We start from the raw sequence: 16,983 nt of genomic DNA, 5'->3' as shown, positions 1-16,983 counted from the left end.
ACCGGCGGTACAACGGACAAGCCGGGCACGTTCAGCGGCTATGGCGGCGGTGTCGGCACCATCACCAACACCCTGTCCGACGTGCGCTTCCTGCGCGGCGTGCAACTGCTGAATGACCGCATCAACGTCGGCAGCCACAGCGTGATCAATGGCGGCAGCACCCTGCTGGTGAACAGCGCGGTCAACATCACCGGCAGCTACAGCCAGACGGCCGGCAGCCTGGTGATCGGCGCCGCGTCGCAGACCAGCTACGGCAGCTTGGTGGTCAGCGGCAGCGCCAGCTTCACCGGCGGGTCGGTGACACTGCAGGGGGCCGGCGGCAACGCGTTGCAGGCCGGCACCTATACCATCGCGGCGGCGGGCAACGGCCTCAACCTCAGTGGCGTCAGCTTCAACGCCACCGGTTACACCGTCAGCTCCGCCACCGTCACGGTGGGCGGCACCACCGACCTGGTGGTGACGGTGGCGGGGACCACCACCAACTACACGGCCGTGGGCGTGGCCCAGGGCGGTGCAGCGGTTGGCTCGGGCGCCGCCCTGGATCAGATCGCGGCCCTGGCGTCCACGTCCATCACCAGCAACGCGCAGGTGGCGGCCTTCCAGCAGCAGGTGCTGGCGCCCCTGGCGAAACTGTCGCCGGAGGCCAAGCAGGTGGCGGTGGCGCAGCTGGCCCCCAGCCAGTTGACGCCGCAGCTGACGGCCACGGCGGTCACGCCGACGACGACGGCCATCAGCCAGCACCAGGAAACGGTGGCCGGCTTGATGGATGGATCGGCCAAGGGCGCCGCCGCCGGTTCGGAAGGCCGCGATGGCGTGATCTGGGGTGAGATCCTGGGTGGCGGCGTGTTGCGCGGCACGACGACGGAGGCGGCGGGCTACCGCGCCAGCAGCAGCGGCGTGGTGCTGGGTGCCGACTGGTTCGCCAGCGACGAGGTCATGGCCGGCCTGGCCTTCAGTTGGGTGAACAGCGCCTCGGTCGGCCAGGGCGTCATGGCGGGCAGCACCACGCGGGTGGGCAGCTATCAGCTGACCGCCTACAGCGTCTGGCGGCCCGACTGGGCGGACCAGCGCCTGTCGATCGAAGGCCAGGTGGGCTGGGGCTACAACCACTACGACCAGCGCCGCGTCATCCAGTTCTTGGGTGCCCGCGCCAACGCCAACTACGGCGGGGAGCAATACCTGGGCAAGGTGACGGTGGGCTATGACCTGCCGGTGGCCACCGACTTCACCTTGACGCCGCAGGTCAGCGTGCGGGCCGTGCGCCTGACCAACCACGACTACCGGGAACGTGACGCGGGCCCGGCCAACATGGACATCGACGCCCTGGTGACCAACGCCATCACCCATGAGGTGGGCGTGAAGCTGGACACCCGCATCGACACCGGCATCGGCCGCCTGTTCCCGGATCTCAGGGTGTTCTGGGTGCACGACTATCTGAACGGCCCCATCGCCACCACCGGCGCGCTGGCGGGCGTGACCTTCGCCAGCACCACCGGCCGGCCGCAGGCCGACGGCCTGGGGCTGGCCCTGGGCGCCACGGTGGAGCAGTCGGACGGCTTCAAGCTGCGCCTGGAGTACAACGGCGAGTTCCGCCACGACTACCAGGGCCATTCCGGCGTCCTGCGGGCCAGCTGGGACTTCTAAGGAGAGGGCGCCGGCCTCTCGCTCCAGGCCGGCGCCCGTCCTCTTTCAGACCACGATGGGCAGGCTGCTGGTCAGCTTGACGCAGCTGAGGGCGAAGCGGGAATTGACGGCCGCCACCCCCGGCAGGTGCAGCAGCACCTTTTTCAGGAAATGCTCATAGCTTTCCACACTGCTGACGATGATGCGCATGAGGTAGTCGCCCTCGCCGCCGGCCATGCAGAAGCACTCCACGATCTCCGTCCGGGTGCGCACCACCTGCTCCAGCGCCTCCAGCGTGTCCTCGTCATGCTGCTTCAGCCGCACCTCGGCGAAGACGGTGATGGGCAGGTCCAGGGCCTTGGCGTCCAGCAGCAGCGCCCGGCCCAGGATGATGCCGTCCTCCTCCAGCCGTTTCAGCCGGCGCCAGCAGGGGGTGTGCGACAGGCCGACCTTGGCCGCCAGGTCGGCGGTGGAGATGTCGGGATTTTCCTGCAAGGCCAGCAGCATACGCCGGTCTAGACGGTCCAACGCAATCGCCATCCTAAAATCCCCCCGTTTCGCGCGCTGTCCATTTCTATTACGGGCTCACTTAAGGCATATCAGATATTTTTTTTCCAGGCCCCACCCCACATCCTTATGGGCAAAAGCAAGGCACGGGAGGGACCAGGAAACATGTCGCCCCAAGACTCGTCCGGCGCGCCGAATCGGCCGCCGTTGCACCTTCACATCCCTGAGCCGCCAGCCCGGCCGGGCCAGGCGCCCCGCTTCGACCATCTACCCTTTTCCCCCGCCGGCGCCATCCGCCGGCCCGATCCCGGCGTGGCGGAGCCGGAAATCCGCGACCTGCCCTATGGCCTCATCCGCGTGCTGGATGACGAGGGCCGGGCGGTCGGCCCCTGGGACCCGGGCCTGGACGCCGAGACGCTGCGCCGTGGCCTCAAGGTCATGGCCCAGACCCGCGCCTTCGACGACCGCATGTTCCGCGCCCAGCGTCAGGGCAAGACCAGTTTCTACATGAAGTCGACGGGGGAGGAGGCCATCGGCGCCGCCCAGTCCATGATGCTGGACCGCGACGACATGTGCTTCCCCACGTACCGGGTGCTGAGCTGGCTGTGGGCGCGGGATTATCCCATGCTCGATCTGGTCAACCAGATCTTCTCCAACGAGGGCGACCCGCTGAAGGGCCGGCAGCTGCCCATCCTGTTTTCCGCCCGCGACTACGGCTTCTATTCGCTGTCGGGCAACCTGGGCACGCGCTTCAGCCAGGCGGTGGGCTGGGCCATGGCCTCGGCCTATCGCGGCGACACCAAGATCGCGCTGGCCTATGTCGGCGACGGCACCACGGCGGAGGGCGACTTCCATGAGGCGCTGACCTTCGCCGCCGTCTACCGCGCCCCGGTCATCCTGTGCGTCACCAATAACCAGTGGGCCATCTCCAGCTACGCCGGCATCGCCGGGGCGGAGTCCACCACCTTCGCCGCCAAGGCCATCGCCTACGGCCTGCCCGGTCTGCGGGTGGACGGCAACGACTTCCTGGCGGTATGGGCCGCCACCGTCTGGGCGGCGGAACGGGCGCGCACCAACAAGGGCGCCACGCTGATCGAGTTCGTGACCTACCGCGCCGCCGGCCATTCCACCAGCGACGACCCCACCCGCTACCGCCCGGCGGAGGAGGCGGCGTGCTGGCCCCTGGGCGACCCCATCGAGCGGCTGAAAACCCACCTGATCGCGCGCGGCGAATGGTCGGCCGAGCGCCACACGCAGATGGAGGCCGAACTGGCCGACGGCGTGCGCGCCGCGGTGAAGGAAGGCGAGCGCATCGGCACCCTGGGCCAGTCCAAGCCGCCCGTCAGCCAGATGTTCGAAGACGTGTTCAAGGAGCCCGATTGGCGCGTCCTGGAACAACGCCGTGAACTGGGGGTCTGATCCCATGCCCAAGATGGACATGATCCAGGCGTTGAACTCCGCCCTGGATGTGAAGATGAGCCAGGACCCCGATGTCCTGGTGTTCGGCGAGGACGTGGGCTATTTCGGCGGCGTCTTCCGCGTGACCGACGGCTTGCAGAAGAAGCATGGGCTGAAGCGTTGCTTCGACACGCCCATTTCCGAGGGCGGCATCATCGCCACCGCCATCGGCATGGGCGCCTATGGCCTGCGCCCGGTGGCTGAAATCCAGTTCGCCGATTACATCCTGCCGGCCTTCGACCAGCTGGTGTCGGAAGCCGCCCGCCTGCGCTACCGCTCGGGCGGGGAATTCTGGGCGCCCATCACCGTGCGCTCCCCCTACGGTGGCGGCATCTTCGGCGGCCAGACCCACAGCCAGAGCCCGGAGGCCATCTTCGCCCATGTCACGGGCCTGAAGACGGTCATCCCCTCCAACCCCTATGACGCCAAGGGCCTGCTGATCGCGTCCATCGAGGATGACGACCCCGTCATCTTCCTGGAGCCCAAGCGCATCTACAACGGCCCCTTCGACGGCCACCACGACCGCGCGCTGAAGACCTGGGCGGAGTCCCCCGGTTCGGACGTGCCGGAGGGGCACTACACCGTGCCGCTGGGCAAGGCGGCGGTGGTGAGGGAAGGGCGGGAGGCCACGGTGCTGGCCTATGGTACCATGGTGCACGTGGCCAAGGCGGGCATCGAGGAAGCGTGCGTGGACGCCGAGCTGATCGACCTGCGCAGCATCGTGCCGCTGGACATCGACACCATTGTCGCCTCGGTCAGGAAGACCGGCCGCTGCGTCATCCTGCATGAGGCCTCGCGCTTCGGCGGTTTCGGGGGCGAGCTCTCGTCCCTGGTGCAGGAGCGCTGCTTCTATCACCTGAAAAGCCCCGTCGCGCGCGTGGCGGGCTGGGACACGCCCTACCCGCATGCCTTCGAGTGGGACTATTTCCCGGGGCCTGCGCGCCTTGCCGCGGCCCTGAAGCGCGTCATGGAGGATTAAGCCATGGGCACCTACCTGTTCCGCCTGCCCGACGTGGGCGAAGGCGTGGTCGAGGCCGAGATCGTCAAATGGCGGGTGCGGCCGGGCGATGCCGTGCGCGAGGACCAGGACCTGGTCGACGTCATGACCGACAAGGCCACGGTGGAGATGAGCGCGCCCGTGGACGGCGTGGTCACCGCCATCCATGGCGAGGTCGGCCAGATGATGGCCGTGGGCAGCGTGCTGGTGGAACTGGAGGTGGAGGGGGCGGGCAACGCCGACACCGTCCGCCCGGCGCCCAAGGCGGAAGCGCCTAAGCCCGAGCCGAAGCCGGAGCCGGCAAAGATTGAGGCTAAGCCCGTGCCCAAACCGGTGGAGCAGGCCAAGCCCCAGCCGGCCAAAGCGAAGGCGGCGGCCTTCACCACCCGCCTGGCCGAGGATGCGCCCCTGGCCGCCCCGGCCACCCGGCGGCGGGCGCATGAGCTAGGCATCCCGCTGCAGTACGTGCCGGGCACCGGCCCCGGCGGCCGCATCACGCCGGAAGACCTGGACGCCTACATCGCCGGCGGCGGGGCCGTTCCCACGGGCGACGCGCGCTACACCGCCCGCGATGGCGTGGAGGAGACCAAGGTCATCGGCCTGCGCCGCAAGATCGCGGAGAAGATGCAGGAGGCCAAGCGCCGCATCCCCCACTTCACCTATGTGGAGGAATGCGACCTGACGGAGCTGGAGGCCCTGCGCCAGGACCTGAACGAGAACAAGCAACCGGACCAGCCCAAGCTGACCCTGTTGCCGTTCTTCATGCGGGCAGTGGTGCGCATCCTGCCGGAGTTCCCGCACATCAACAGCCGCTACGACGATGATGCCGGGGTGCTGCACACCTATGACGGTGTGCACATCGGCATCGCCACGCAAACGCCCAACGGCCTGATCGTCCCGGTGGTGCGCCATGCCGAGACGCGCGACCTGTGGGACTGCGCCGCCGAACTGGCACGGGTGTCCAAGGCCGCCCGCGACGGCAGCGCGGCGCGGGATGAGCTGAGCGGCTCCACCATCACGCTGACCAGCCTGGGCCCTTTGGGCGGCATCGCCGCCACCCCGGTGATCAACCACCCCGAGGTGGCCATCATTGGCCCCAACAAGCTGGTGGAGCGGCCGGTGGTCAACGGGTCCTTCGTCACCGTGCGCAAGATGATGAACCTGTCATCCTCCTTCGATCACCGCATCGTCGACGGCTATGACGCCGCCCGTTTCATCCAGCGGCTGAAGCGCCTGCTGGAACACCCCGCCCTCATCTTCATGGACTGACGTCATGGCCGAAACCATCAAGACATCTGTTCTCGTGGTCGGCGGGGGCCCGGGCGGCTACGTCGCCGCCATCCGCGCCGGCCAGCTGGGGCTGGACACCGTGCTGGTGGATGCCGACCGGCTGGGCGGCACCTGCCTCATCCGCGGCTGCATCCCGTCCAAGGCGCTGATCCACGCCGCCAGCCTCTATGAGGAAATGACCCTGGCGGCGGCCTCATCCGGCCGCTTCGGCATCCATCTGGGCGCCAAGCCGAAGCTGAACTTCGCCGAGACCATCGCCTGGAAGGAGGGCGTGGTCGACCGGCTGAACGGCGGTGTCACCGCCTTGCTGAAGCGGGCCAAGGTGCGCACGCTCTCCGGCAAGGCGGTGTTCAGCGAGGCCAAGCGCTGCACCGTGGAAACCGCCGACGGCCCCGTCACCGTCGTGGCGGAGAACGTGATCCTGGCGACCGGCTCCCTGCCGGTGGAACTGCCCAACCTGCCCTTTGGCGGCAAGGTCATCTCCTCCACCGGCGCCCTGTCGCTGACGGCGGTGCCGAAGCGGCTGGTGGTGGTGGGCGCCGGCTATATCGGCCTGGAACTGGGTATCGCCTACGCCAAACTAGGCGCCCAGGTCACGGTGGTGGAGGCGCAGGACCGCATCCTGCCGCTGTACGACGCCCAGTTGACCCAGCCGGTGCGCCGCTGGCTGGAAAAGCACGGCGTCACCCTGCACCTGGGCGCCAAGGCGCTCGGCGAAGAAGGGGAGGGCCTGGCCATCGAGACCAAGGATGGGGAGCGCCAGGTGCTGCCGGCCGACCATATCCTGGTCACGGTCGGGCGCCGGCCCAATACCGAGGGTTGGGGGCGTGAGGCCATGGGCCTGGCCATGAATGGCCGCTTCATCGCCGTGGACGACCACTGCGCCACGCCGACGACGGGCGTCTACGCCATCGGCGACGTGGTGGGCGAACCCATGCTGGCGCACAAGGCCTCCGCCCAGGGCGAGATGGTGGCGGAGATCATCGCCGGCAAGCGCCGCCGTTTCGATCCCGTATCAATCGTGGCCGTCTGCTTCACCGAGCCGGAGATCGTCACCGCGGGCTTGAGCCCCGATGACGTGCCGGCGGGGGTGGAGACGGTGGTGGGGCAGTTCCCTTGGGCCGCCAACGGCCGCGCCCTGTCCATGGACGCTGGCGACGACGGCGGCTTCGTCCGCGTGGTGGCGCGCAAGGCCGACCACCGCATCCTGGGCCTGCAGGCCGTGGGCCGCCACATCTCCGAACTCGCCGGCGAGTTCGCCACGCTCCTGGAGATGGGCGCCGTGCTGGAGGATGTGGGCGGCATCATCCACGCCCACCCGACGTTAAGCGAGGGCGTGCACGAAAGCGCCCTGAAGGCCCTGGGCCACGCCATTCACATTTGATCCCGGCACATTTGACCTTGGAACCACCATGACCTTCACCATCGAGCGCACCGCCACCCCCACCGATGCCGCCACCCTGGCCCGCATCCTGGAAAACCCCGGCTTCGGCAAGGTATTCACCGACCACATGGTGACCGTCCGCTGGACGGAGGGCCAAGGGTGGCACGACGCCAAGGTCACGGCGCGGGTACCGTTCTCGCTCGATCCGGCCGCGGCCGTGCTGCACTACGCCCAGGAAATCTTCGAGGGCATGAAGGCCTACCGGGCGGCCGACGGCGGCGTGACGCTGTTCCGTCCCGACGCCAACGCCCGCCGTTTCCGGGACTCAGGCAGCCGCATGGCCATGCCCCTGATTTCGGAAGAGCTGTTCCTGGAGGCGGTGGAGCAGCTGGTGCGCATCGACCAGGCCTGGATCCCCGGCGGGGAGGGCGGCAGCCTGTACATCCGCCCCTTCATGTTCGCCAACGAGGCGTTCCTGGGCGTGCGGCCGGCGTCGGAGTACATCTTCTGCGTCATCGCCTGCCCGGTGGGCGCCTACTTCAAGGGCGGGGCCAAGGCCATCACCATCTGGGCGCCGGAGAACTACACCCGCGCCGCCCCCGGCGGCACCGGTGCGGCCAAGTGCGGCGGCAACTACGCCGCCAGCCTGATCGCCCAGCTGGAGGCCAGCAAGCACGGCTGCGACCAGGTGGTGTTCCTGGACGCGGCGGAGCATCGCTGGATCGAGGAGCTGGGCGGCATGAACGTCTTCTTCGTCCGCGATGACGGCAGTCTGCTGACCCCGCCGCTCAGCGGCACCATCCTGCCCGGCATCACCCGCGACAGCATCATCCAGCTGGCGCGCAGCCTGGGCCACACGGTGGTGGAAGAGCCGTATTCCCTGGCGCAATGGAAGGAGGACGCCGCCACCGGCCGGGTGCGCGAGGCCTTCGCCTGCGGCACCGCCGCCGTGCTGGCCCCCATCGGCACCGTGCGCACGGCCGAAGGCGACTTCGTCATCGGCAACGGCGAAGGCGGGTCGACCACCGCCAGCCTGCGGGAGCGCCTGGTCGGCATGCAGCGCGGCAGCCAGGCCCCGCTGGTGGATGGCTGGATCCGCCGGGTTACCTGAGAAAGGGAACCGGGAAGGCGGGGGGAGGGAACCGCCTTCCCGGTTCAGCACCCCCGCTTCCAGGTCCCCCATTCTTGGGAGCCCGTTACTCCGGTGATGAGCGGGGGTAGTACAGCGGCACGCACCAATGATTCTTGGCCACCCACTCGGTATTGGGCAGGTCGACCTCCACCCCCATGAGGCGATGGCAGGGCAGTTCGTAGACCTTGCCGGTCGAGGTCGGGATGCTCTGGAAGACGATATACTTGTAGAAGCCGCTGCTCATGCCTTCGGGCAGGCGCACCCGGTCGGGGTACAGCGGATCCAGCACGTCGCGGGCGTAGGCCTGCTTCCAGGCCACGATCTCCGGCATGCGGCGGATCTGCACAGTGGCGAAGGCGGCGCGGAACTCATCCATGCGGTGGTTCAGGCTGCGCACCTTGTAGCCCGAGCCCCGGCCGTAATCGCGATAGGACCGGGCGTGGCGCAATACGTCCTCATGTTTGCTGACCACCACGCCGCCCTCGCCGGTGGTGATTGTCTTGGTGGCGTAGAGGGAGAAGATGCCGGCGTCGCCGAAGCTGCCCGGCTTCCGCCCGTTCCAATCGGCGCCCACGGCATGGGCGCAATCCTCCACCAGGATGATGCCCTTGTCCTGGCAATAGGCGGCGATCCTATGGATGTCGAAGGCGATGTGGCCGCCGATATGGACGATGAAGGCCAGGGCCGGCCGGTGCCGTTCCGCCTTGGCCACGAAATCGTCGAAGGATCCGCACAGGTCGTGGCGGTTGCAGTCATAGAACACCACCTCCGCCCCCGACAACTGGGCAGCGCGGGGCGTGGCGAGGAAGGTGTTGGACGGGCACAGCACCGTGGCGCCGCGCACCTTGAAATGGTCCAGCACGGCCATGGCACCGCCGGCCCAATTGTCGAAGGCCACCGCCGGCAGTTCGTTCCACGTCTGCCAGGCGCCTTCGAATTCGTCCAGATAGGCCGCATGGCTCCATTTGTTGGAGCGCAGGATGGCGCGCCAGCGGCGCATCACCTCCTCCTCGTCCCGGTCGTCGTAGCCCAGGCTGAAGGGCAAGGGGGGCGTGATGTTCTGGTCCGGCTGTCCGCTCAAAGCAACGTGTCCTTTACGTCCAGTTTGAACAGCTGGGCCCCCAGGGTCCGGCCGTAGATCTCATATTGGTTGGCCGCGTGCTGGCGGGCGGCCTGGATGTCGGCGCAGACACGCCCCAGCGGGTTGGCGACCGACAGCGCGGACGCCCCGGCGGCCTTGAACAGGCGCCGGGCCAGCCGGTCGCACCGCTCCACAACCGAGGTGGCCTGGACGCGATACAGCATGCGGTCGGCGATGGGGGCGTCCCGGCCCAGGCGGGCGTGGTCCAGCATACGGTCGAAATTGCCTTCCAGGGTGCGGGTCATCTCATCCAGCTCGGCCGCCGTCTCGCCGCAGGCCAGCTGCGCCACCGGATCCACCAGGGGGCCGGCGCCATTGGGGCCGGCGCGCCGGCGGCTATGCTCGATGAAGGCGTCCAGCATGCCGCGCAGGCCGCCCAGCGCCGGGGTGGATATGGCCCGGAACAGCATCTGGGGCAGGGGGATGTGGTAGAGCGGCGCCAGGTTCACGGTCCGACCCGGTCCCCCCGTCAGGAAACGTTCCTGCACCCCATGGCGACGGTGGGCGGGGACGAAGCCATCCTCCACCGACACGTCATGGCTGCCGGTGCCGCGCAGGCCGATGGTGTCCCAGGTGTCGTGGATGCGCACGTCGGCGCGCGGCACCAGGAAGATGACATGCTCCGGCGTGTCCCCTTCCTCCAACGCCGCCATGGCGCCCAGCATGAACCAGTCGGCGTGGTCGGCGCCGCTGGAAAAGCCCCAGCGGCCGCTGAGGCGGAAGCCGCCCGGCACGCGCGTGGCCTTGCCCGCCGGCATGTAGCTGGAGGCCAGCAGCGCCGTCGGATCATGCCGCCAGACATCGTCCTGGGCCTGCGCCGGCAGCAGCGCCAGATGGAAGGCCACCATGCCCATGACGCCCTGCAGCCAGCCGATGGACATGTCCCCGGCGGACAGGGCCGCCTGCACGGCGAAGAAGGTCGCGGGATGGCATTCCGCCCCGCCATAACGCCGGGGCTGCAGCAGGCGGAACAGGCCGGCCCGATTCAGGGCGTCGATCAGGGCGGTGGGGGCGCGGCGCTCTCGCTCGCCCTCCGCCTTCAGGCTGTCGACCAGGGGCAGCAGCTGGCGGGCGCGGTCCAGGATGTCGGCGGGCGACCGGCCATCGGCCGCCGGTGGCGGCACGTCCAACACTGGTTCCAACCCTGTTTCCGGCATGGGGCCCGTCCCCCGTGATTCTTGTCCTGAACGGAAGGGCCGGCAACCACGCCCGAGGGAGGCCGCCGGACCACTGGTTGCATACCATATGAATACCAGCTTGTCCAGGTTGGCCAGCCGTGCCACCCTGGTTTCAGCGATCCGGCGGGGAGGTGACCCATGCCCAACCTTGTCCTGAAGGCGGCCGTGGCCGACTACGGCCAGCTGGCCGCGCGCGCCGCCTACCTCGTCTCCCAGGGGCGGCCGGTGCGGCTGGAGCTGCACACCTTTGGGGAGCGGGACGTGACCTCCGCCGCCGGTCTCGCCCTGGCCCGGCATAACGTCGCCCGGCTGCGGGACGCGTTTCCGGTGGACGGGCTGATCGTCCACATCCCGCCCCAGTCGGTGCCCCTGGTCACCCGCGTCGGCTTCGATGCCGACCAATGCCGGCACACCCTGGCCTTCGCCGCCGAGATCGGGGCCGAGGCGGTCGTCCTGCACCGCTATTTCGACATGGTCTTCGGCCAGGCCCCGCCCCGCGCCCGCGACCGCGCTGAGGCCGCCCAAGGCTTTGAGGAGGCGGTGCGCGACCTGGCGCGCCTGGCGGGCGGCCTGCGGCTGCTGGTGGAGAATGTCGGCCACTATTCCCTGCTGCCCCGCGACGGTCGCAACTACATGACCGGGCCGCTGGATCATTTCTTCCCGTGGGAGATCGAGCGCTTCCGCGAGGCGCTGGCCCGGCACGGGCTGACAGGGGTGGAGCCCTTCATCGACGTCGCGCACGCCACCCTGTCGGCCAACCTGTTCAACCGCCGCCGCGCCCAGCCGCGCCTGACCGATGGCGACGCCCGCTTCGGCTGGATCACGGCCGATGACCTGGACCGGGCGGCGTGGCTGGACCCCTTCGATTTCGTGGATGAGCGGATGAGCTACCTGCACGTCTCCGACGCCATCCGCCTGGATGAGCGCGCCTGTGCCGATCCAGGCCTGGACGCGGCCACCCTGGTGCGCGCCCTCTCCTCCGAGGGGCTGGAGCTGGGCACCGGCAATCTGCCTTTCGCCAAGCTGCCGGCGCGCTTTGGGACCGATGGTGATCTGGTGCTGGAGGTGGAGCCGGCGGCGGGGGAGGACCATGTGGCCAACGGCGCGCAGCTGCGCTCGCTGGAGGCGCTGTCGGGCCACTTCATCGGCTGTTCCTGCCACCGCCCGGCGGCAGGCCTGGGATTTTAGAGCCGAACCATTTCAGAGCCTGACCGTTTTAGAGCCTGACTGGGGCAGGCCAGTGGGTGGGCGGCTGGAATGGGGCCGCGCCGGCCGCCTGGTCGGCATGGCCCCGCGTGGTGGTGCAGCTGCATCCCGGCCGGGGCCGCTGCGGCCGGTCCACGGCGCCCAGGCAGTCCGATACCAGGTCCAGCTGCAGCCGCTCGAAGGTGGGGAGAACCGGCCGGTCAGCCAGCCGATGACGAAGCCCGCCGCCAGCGTGCCGGCCGTGGTGGTGATGTAGCCCACGGTATCGATCTGCGGCACGGCCGTCAGGATGGGGTCCGGCCGTTCACCGCGCGCCGCCGCCATGGCCGCCTGGTCGGCCGGGGCCAGGCGATCGGCCACCGGCAGCATCTCCTGCATCACCCGGGTGGCGGAGATCATGCCGCGGCAGCGGGGACAGGGATCGGCCGCCAGGAAGCGGACGATCTGCACCAGCTGGCCGGTGACGATGCCGTCGCGCCCCTCGATCAGGCCGCCGCAATCCACCGCCGGGATCAGATAGCGGGTGGCGATGTCGGCCACCGCCATGCGGCTGGAATGCTGGTCGGTGCAGCCCATCAGCACGTCGGCCTGCAACACGGCGTCCAACACGTCGGGCTGCGGCAGGCGGCCGTTGATGGCTTCCACCACCGTGCCGGGGGCGTATTCCGCCACCGACCGCTTGGCGATGGTGACCTTGGGCACGCGGTTGGCCACGTCGGCCGGCGTGCTGCCATGCAGGCGTTCCAGATTGGATTCCGAGGCGTGGTCGCTGTCGATGATGATCAGGCGGCCCACGCCGGCCCGCGCCAGGATGGGAATGGCGGCGGAACCCGTGCCGCCCGCGCCGATGAGCGCGACGGTGGACCGTTGCAGTCGCTGGTACGCCTCGCGTCCAAAGGCGCTGGTCAGACGGGCCACCCGCTCTGGCGGGATGGGGGGCTCCGGTGGCGGTTCGCCGTGCGGCCAGGCGACCACGGTGGGGTCCCGCTCCGCCGCCACGCGGCCAATGTCATGCCAGGCGCCGCCGTGGAAGATTCGGCCGTGGACGGCGGCATCGCCCCCGACCTTGGAAACGATCAGGCTGACGAAAGGGCGGCCGGGGACCAGGTCGGCGAAATAGCCGGCCATGTACCGGTCCATCTCGTCATCCGCCGCGCTGGGCTTGGGCGCCACGCCGGCGGGGTGGGCGTGGATGAAGCCGACGGCCAGCGGATGACCTTCCGCCGCCAGCGCGGCACGGCGCAAGGCGTTGGCCGTGACCGTGATCTCCGCCCCGCCGCCCTCGATGTCGCCCGGCTGCGGCGTGTCGATGGCCGCCAGCGTGACCGCCAGGTGGCTGCCCGTCAGCCGCCAGCCGAAGCGGGCGAAGCAGCCGCCCTCCCGGTCCGGCTGGCCGGCGAAGGCGGTGGCGAACAGCGCCTCCTTCTCCGGCGAGGCGAGGCGCAGCAGGCCGATGGGCGCGGCCCGGTACGGTTCTCCGTTGGGGGCGGTGCGGGTGCCTGGTTCATGGGGCTCAGCCATGTCCACCCATCACGAACTGGCGGGTGACCAGGAAAGTGTCGCCCGGATGGATGTCCAGGGTTTCGGCCAGGGGCAGGGCCACCCAGTCGCCGGAGGGGTCGCCGCGTTCAACCACCGCGTTGTCCGCCGGCACGCCCATCAGGGCGGCGATGTCGGCGGCGGTCACCATCTGGTTGCTGATGGCGAAGCGGCGGCGGTTGACGAAGATTTCGCAGGTGGCGCCGGCGGAATGGGCATCCACGGCATGGGCCGGGCCGGCTTGATCGGGGGCCTGATCTTGGGTCAAGCTTGGATGGATCGGTGTAGCAGGCATCGCGGCTGGACTTCTGCTCGGTCGACTGGGATCGGTGCCGAGGCTAACAGTATAAAACCAGTTTGTCACCACTTGGCGAACTGGCATGATGAACGGAGCAGGCGCGGTGCCGGATCGGTACAAGGCTAGAATGCGGAAAACCTCATGGATCGCTTGATCATCCGCGGCGGCCGGCGGCTGGCCGGCACGGTGGACATCGCCGGCGCCAAGAACGCGGCGCTGCCCCTGGTCGCCGCCAGCCTGCTGAGCGACCGGCCGGTGACGCTGGCCAACCTGCCGGCCATCACCGATGTGGAAACCATGCTGGCGCTGGCGCGCGGCTATGGCGTCCAGGTGACGCGCGGGCAGGCGCACCAGGTGACGCTGGACGCGGCCGCCGCCGTGAACGCCGAGGCGCACTACGACACGGTGCGCCGCGCCCGGGCGACGGCCCTGGTGCTGGGGCCCCTGCTGGGGCGCTTCGGCCGCGCCCGCGTCTCATTGCCCGGCGGCTGCGCCATCGGCGCCCGGCCCATCGACCTGCACCTCAAGGCGCTGACCGCCCTGGGCGCCGAGGTGGAGGTGGAGGGCGGCTACGTCACCGCCCGGGCGCCCCACGGCGGCCTGACCGGCGCCCGCATCGTCCTGGCGCTGCCCTCCGTGGGGGCGACGGAGACGGCGCTGATGGCCGCCGTGACGGCGCGGGGGGAAACGGAAATCCTGAACGCCGCGCGCGAGCCGGAGGTGGCGGACCTGGCCGCCTGCCTGGTGGCCATGGGCGCCCATGTCGAGGGTGCCGGCACGCAGCGCCTGCTGGTGCAGGGGCCGTCCAGCTTCCGCCCGGCGTCGCACACGCTGATTCCCGACCGCATCGAGGCCGGCACCTATGCCGTGGCCGCCGCCATCACCGGCGGCCGGCTGGAACTGATCGGCGCCCGGCTGGAACACCTGGCGGTGCAATGCCAGATCCTGGAGCGGGCGGGGGTAAGCGTCTATCCCACCGACCGGGGCCTGATGGTGGAACGGGCGGGGCATCTGCGCGCCACCGATGTCTCGACCGAGCCCTATCCCGGCTTCCCCACCGACCTGCAGGCGCAGTTCATGGCCCTGATGTCGGTGGCCGAGGGGGCGGCCATGATCCGTGAGACCATCTTCGAGAACCGCTTCATGCACGTGCCGGAACTGGCGCGCCTGGGCGCCGACCTCACCCTGCGCGGCACCGCCGTGCTGGTGCGCGGGGTGGAACGGCTGCGCGGCGCCCCCGTCATGGCGACGGATCTGCGCGCCTCCGTCTGTCTCATCCTGGCGGGGCTGGTGGCGGAGGGGGAGACGGTGGTGAACCGCGTCTATCACCTGGACCGGGGCTATGAGGATTTGGCGCGCAAGCTGGTGCGCTGCGGCGCCGACATCGAGCGGGTGCCCGGCTGATGGACGACGCGCTGTACTTGGGCGTGGACGGTGGCGGCACCGGCTGCCGCGCGCGGCTGGAGGATGCGGCCGGCACCGTCCTGGGACAGGGCATCGCCGGCCCCGCCGCCACCCGCTTCGGCATCGAGGCGTCGTGGCAGGCCATCGAGACGGCGGCCCGCCACGCGATCGCGGAGGCTGGGCTGGACGCGGCGCGGGTGGGCCAAATCCGCGTCGGGGTGGGCGTGGCCGGCATCGGCCGCAAGGGCGCCCGCGCGGCGCTGGAGGCCATGCGCCACCCCTATGCCGGCATCGCCTTCACCAGCGACGCCATGATCGCCTGCCTGGGCGCGCACGGGGGCCGGGATGGCGGCATCGTCATCGTCGGCACCGGCTCCTGCGCCATCGGCCGTGTCGAGGGACGGGACATGAAGTTCGGCGGCTACGGCTTCCCCATCTCTGACGAGGGCAGCGGCGCCTATCTTGGCCTGCGGGCCCTGCAGCACAGCCTGCGCGCCCATGACGGGCGCGAGGGCGGCAGCGTCCTGACGCGGGAATTGATGGCCCGCTTCCAGGATGACCCGGCCGAGGTGGTGCTGTGGATGGACCGGTCGACGGCCACCGACTACGCCACCTTCGCGCCCCTGGTGTTGCGTCAGGCCGACCAAGGCGACGCCGTGGCCCGCCATGTGGTGCAGGACGCGGCGGAGCATGTGAACGGCCTGGTGCGGGCGTTGCTGGCGGAAGGGGCGCCCCGGGTCAGCCTGATCGGCGGACTGGCTAGCGCCATGGAGGCCTGGCTGGCCCCCGATGTGCGCCGCCGGCTGTCGCCCACCCTGGGCGATGCCGTGAGCGGTGCCCTGGCGCTGGCGGGAAGGCGTTAAACCGGGCGTACCAGCAGGAAGCTGGCGTCGTCCGACCGCTTCAGCCGCAGATGACCGTGATGCGGGTCGTCCGCCGCCTCGATGCGCCGCAACTCGCGCAGGGCGGTTTCCGCCTTGGCTTGGTCATCCAGCGCCAGGAAGCCGCCCGGCGTCCAGCGGCCGAACAGGTCGATCAGGCGCAGGAAGCCGTCGCTGCATAGCGCCACCGGCCCCCCGTCCACGGGGATCGTCGCGCGGTCGACGTGGGCCAGCGCCGCCGTGTCCGTGCTCAGCACCCAATAGCCGCCATCGATGTTCATCGATCGGCGATTGGTCCGTACCTGGTCCACCACCCGGTCCCACAGGCCCGCCGGTGTCAGGTCGGGCGCAGCCTGCAAAGCCTGCCGCGCGGCCCTCAGGGTACGTTCCTCGAAGACGGGGATGCCGGACGTGCCGAACAGTCGGGCCTGGCCGTCCTCGGCGCGGTGGACGATTTGGCAATCGCCCAGGGTGGTCATCTCCAGCCGGTCCCCCAGCCGCCGCAGCAGGGCGAAGGCGGCGGACGGCCGCTCATGCCAGGCCCGCGGGGCGTCGCGCGTCGCTTGGGTGAAGGCCTGGGCGCATTCCTCCACTACCCGGTGCAGCACGGCGTCGGTGGGCGATTGTCCGCTATCCGGAATGGCGCCGCGTAGGGCCCGATCCACCGCGCGGGCGAACCAGGCGGCATCGCTCAAGCCCTCGATGGTGGCGCCGCTGACACCCGTGGCCCCATCGATGACCCAAGCCCAATCCCCCTGGTGCCCGGCCGCATCCTCATTGGGCGCGGTGCCGCCGGCATCCGAAATCAACGCGCAAACCTCCAGCAACCGTCCGTCCTCCCTGCCCACAGCGGCCTGGGCGGCCTGGCCTTGCGCCCCAGGCCGCCCGTTTTCCGCGATCCGAACCAGTCTGTTCGTCGCCCTAAATTTTTTCCACCCATACCGT

General features: G+C 69.8%; 15 protein-coding genes. 9 read left to right on the top strand and 6 right to left on the bottom strand.

Annotated elements, in window-relative coordinates:
• Positions 1-1,644 (top strand): autotransporter family protein (locus UAJ10_RS06170; RefSeq protein ID WP_322914474.1); only part of this gene is annotated, 1,644 nt, incomplete at its 5' end.
• Positions 1,645-1,689: 45 nt separating this feature from the next.
• Here the strand turns inward: UAJ10_RS06170 and UAJ10_RS06165 are convergent.
• Positions 1,690-2,163, bottom strand: coding sequence for an Lrp/AsnC family transcriptional regulator (locus UAJ10_RS06165; protein WP_322914473.1), 474 nt, complete (start codon positions 2,161-2,163; stop codon positions 1,690-1,692).
• A 132-nt stretch (positions 2,164-2,295) separates the two neighbouring features.
• On the opposite strand from UAJ10_RS06165, the gene UAJ10_RS06160 reads away from it, so the two are divergent.
• From UAJ10_RS06160 to UAJ10_RS06140, 5 genes are read left to right on the top strand one after another with little or no spacing between them, the layout of a single operon-like run.
• Positions 2,296-3,549 (top strand): thiamine pyrophosphate-dependent enzyme, encoded by a 1,254-nt coding sequence (locus tag UAJ10_RS06160; protein WP_322914472.1) that lies wholly within the window; start codon positions 2,296-2,298, stop codon positions 3,547-3,549.
• 4 nt (positions 3,550-3,553) lie between these two features.
• On the top strand, positions 3,554-4,567 hold the full coding sequence (locus UAJ10_RS06155) for an alpha-ketoacid dehydrogenase subunit beta (RefSeq protein WP_322914471.1): 1,014 nt from the start codon (positions 3,554-3,556) through the stop codon (positions 4,565-4,567).
• Positions 4,568-4,570: 3 nt separating this feature from the next.
• Positions 4,571-5,854 carry a dihydrolipoamide acetyltransferase family protein gene (locus UAJ10_RS06150; protein ID WP_322914470.1) on the top strand — a complete coding sequence of 428 codons (1,284 nt, stop codon included), beginning with the start codon at positions 4,571-4,573 and terminating at the stop codon, positions 5,852-5,854.
• 4 nt (positions 5,855-5,858) lie between these two features.
• Positions 5,859-7,259, top strand: a complete 1,401-nt coding sequence (lpdA, locus tag UAJ10_RS06145; RefSeq protein ID WP_322914469.1) for a dihydrolipoyl dehydrogenase — start codon at positions 5,859-5,861, stop codon at positions 7,257-7,259.
• A 28-nt stretch (positions 7,260-7,287) separates the two neighbouring features.
• Positions 7,288-8,370 (top strand): branched-chain amino acid aminotransferase, encoded by a 1,083-nt coding sequence (locus tag UAJ10_RS06140; RefSeq protein ID WP_322914468.1) that lies wholly within the window; start codon positions 7,288-7,290, stop codon positions 8,368-8,370.
• A gap of 85 nt (positions 8,371-8,455) precedes the next feature.
• Here UAJ10_RS06140 and UAJ10_RS06135 read toward each other — a convergent pair whose 3' ends face one another.
• Positions 8,456-9,472 carry a DegT/DnrJ/EryC1/StrS family aminotransferase gene (locus UAJ10_RS06135; protein ID WP_322914467.1) on the bottom strand — a complete coding sequence of 339 codons (1,017 nt, stop codon included), beginning with the start codon at positions 9,470-9,472 and terminating at the stop codon, positions 8,456-8,458.
• Positions 9,469-10,665, bottom strand: coding sequence for an acyl-CoA dehydrogenase family protein (locus UAJ10_RS06130; RefSeq protein ID WP_322914507.1), 1,197 nt, complete (start codon positions 10,663-10,665; stop codon positions 9,469-9,471). Before UAJ10_RS06130 ends, UAJ10_RS06135 begins: the two co-directional genes overlap by 4 nt.
• A gap of 183 nt (positions 10,666-10,848) precedes the next feature.
• On the opposite strand from UAJ10_RS06130, the gene UAJ10_RS06125 reads away from it, so the two are divergent.
• Positions 10,849-11,898, top strand: coding sequence for a hypothetical protein (locus UAJ10_RS06125; RefSeq protein WP_322914466.1), 1,050 nt, complete (start codon positions 10,849-10,851; stop codon positions 11,896-11,898).
• Between the two features lie 12 nt (positions 11,899-11,910).
• Here UAJ10_RS06125 and UAJ10_RS06120 read toward each other — a convergent pair whose 3' ends face one another.
• Positions 11,911-13,437 (bottom strand): HesA/MoeB/ThiF family protein, encoded by a 1,527-nt coding sequence (locus UAJ10_RS06120; RefSeq protein WP_322914465.1) that lies wholly within the window; start codon positions 13,435-13,437, stop codon positions 11,911-11,913.
• Entirely contained in the window at positions 13,430-13,723 is a 294-nt protein-coding gene (locus UAJ10_RS06115) for a hypothetical protein (RefSeq protein WP_322914464.1), read from the bottom strand. The genes UAJ10_RS06120 and UAJ10_RS06115 overlap by 8 nt, the downstream gene beginning before the upstream one ends.
• 171 nt (positions 13,724-13,894) lie before the next feature.
• Here UAJ10_RS06115 and murA point away from each other — a divergent pair, with 171 nt between their 5' ends.
• On the top strand, positions 13,895-15,157 hold the full coding sequence (gene murA, locus UAJ10_RS06110) for a UDP-N-acetylglucosamine 1-carboxyvinyltransferase (protein ID WP_322914463.1): 1,263 nt from the start codon (positions 13,895-13,897) through the stop codon (positions 15,155-15,157).
• Positions 15,157-16,020 carry a glucosamine kinase nucleotide-binding domain-containing protein gene (locus tag UAJ10_RS06105; RefSeq protein ID WP_322914462.1) on the top strand — a complete coding sequence of 288 codons (864 nt, stop codon included), beginning with the start codon at positions 15,157-15,159 and terminating at the stop codon, positions 16,018-16,020. The genes murA and UAJ10_RS06105 overlap by 1 nt, the downstream gene beginning before the upstream one ends.
• On the opposite strand, the gene UAJ10_RS06100 is transcribed toward UAJ10_RS06105, so the two are convergent.
• On the bottom strand, positions 16,017-16,847 hold the full coding sequence (locus UAJ10_RS06100; RefSeq protein ID WP_322914461.1) for a protein phosphatase 2C domain-containing protein: 831 nt from the start codon (positions 16,845-16,847) through the stop codon (positions 16,017-16,019). The genes UAJ10_RS06105 and UAJ10_RS06100 overlap by 4 nt on opposite strands.
• Positions 16,848-16,983: the final 136 nt, after the last annotated feature.

Origin of the sequence: Nitrospirillum guaranorum, from assembly GCF_034653275.1 — a bacterium.
GTDB lineage: Bacteria > Pseudomonadota > Alphaproteobacteria > Azospirillales > Azospirillaceae > Nitrospirillum.
This window is presented reverse-complemented; position numbering and strand designations above follow the sequence as displayed.

Bases quoted from the DNA above. Each gene is read 5' to 3' on its own strand.
- UAJ10_RS06105 (WP_322914462.1), top strand. From the start codon at position 15,157: ATGGACGACGCGCTGTACTTGGGCGTGGACGGTGGCGGCACCGGCTGC.
- murA (WP_322914463.1), top strand. From the start codon at position 13,895: ATGGATCGCTTGATCATCCGCGGCGGCCGGCGGCTGGCCGGCACGGTG.
- UAJ10_RS06120 (WP_322914465.1), bottom strand. From the start codon at position 13,437: ATGGCTGAGCCCCATGAACCAGGCACCCGCACCGCCCCCAACGGAGAA.
- UAJ10_RS06165 (WP_322914473.1), bottom strand. From the start codon at position 2,163: ATGGCGATTGCGTTGGACCGTCTAGACCGGCGTATGCTGCTGGCCTTG.
- lpdA (WP_322914469.1), top strand. From the start codon at position 5,859: ATGGCCGAAACCATCAAGACATCTGTTCTCGTGGTCGGCGGGGGCCCG.
- UAJ10_RS06160 (WP_322914472.1), top strand. From the start codon at position 2,296: ATGTCGCCCCAAGACTCGTCCGGCGCGCCGAATCGGCCGCCGTTGCAC.
- UAJ10_RS06155 (WP_322914471.1), top strand. From the start codon at position 3,554: ATGCCCAAGATGGACATGATCCAGGCGTTGAACTCCGCCCTGGATGTG.
- UAJ10_RS06140 (WP_322914468.1), top strand. From the start codon at position 7,288: ATGACCTTCACCATCGAGCGCACCGCCACCCCCACCGATGCCGCCACC.
- UAJ10_RS06150 (WP_322914470.1), top strand. From the start codon at position 4,571: ATGGGCACCTACCTGTTCCGCCTGCCCGACGTGGGCGAAGGCGTGGTC.
- UAJ10_RS06125 (WP_322914466.1), top strand. From the start codon at position 10,849: ATGCCCAACCTTGTCCTGAAGGCGGCCGTGGCCGACTACGGCCAGCTG.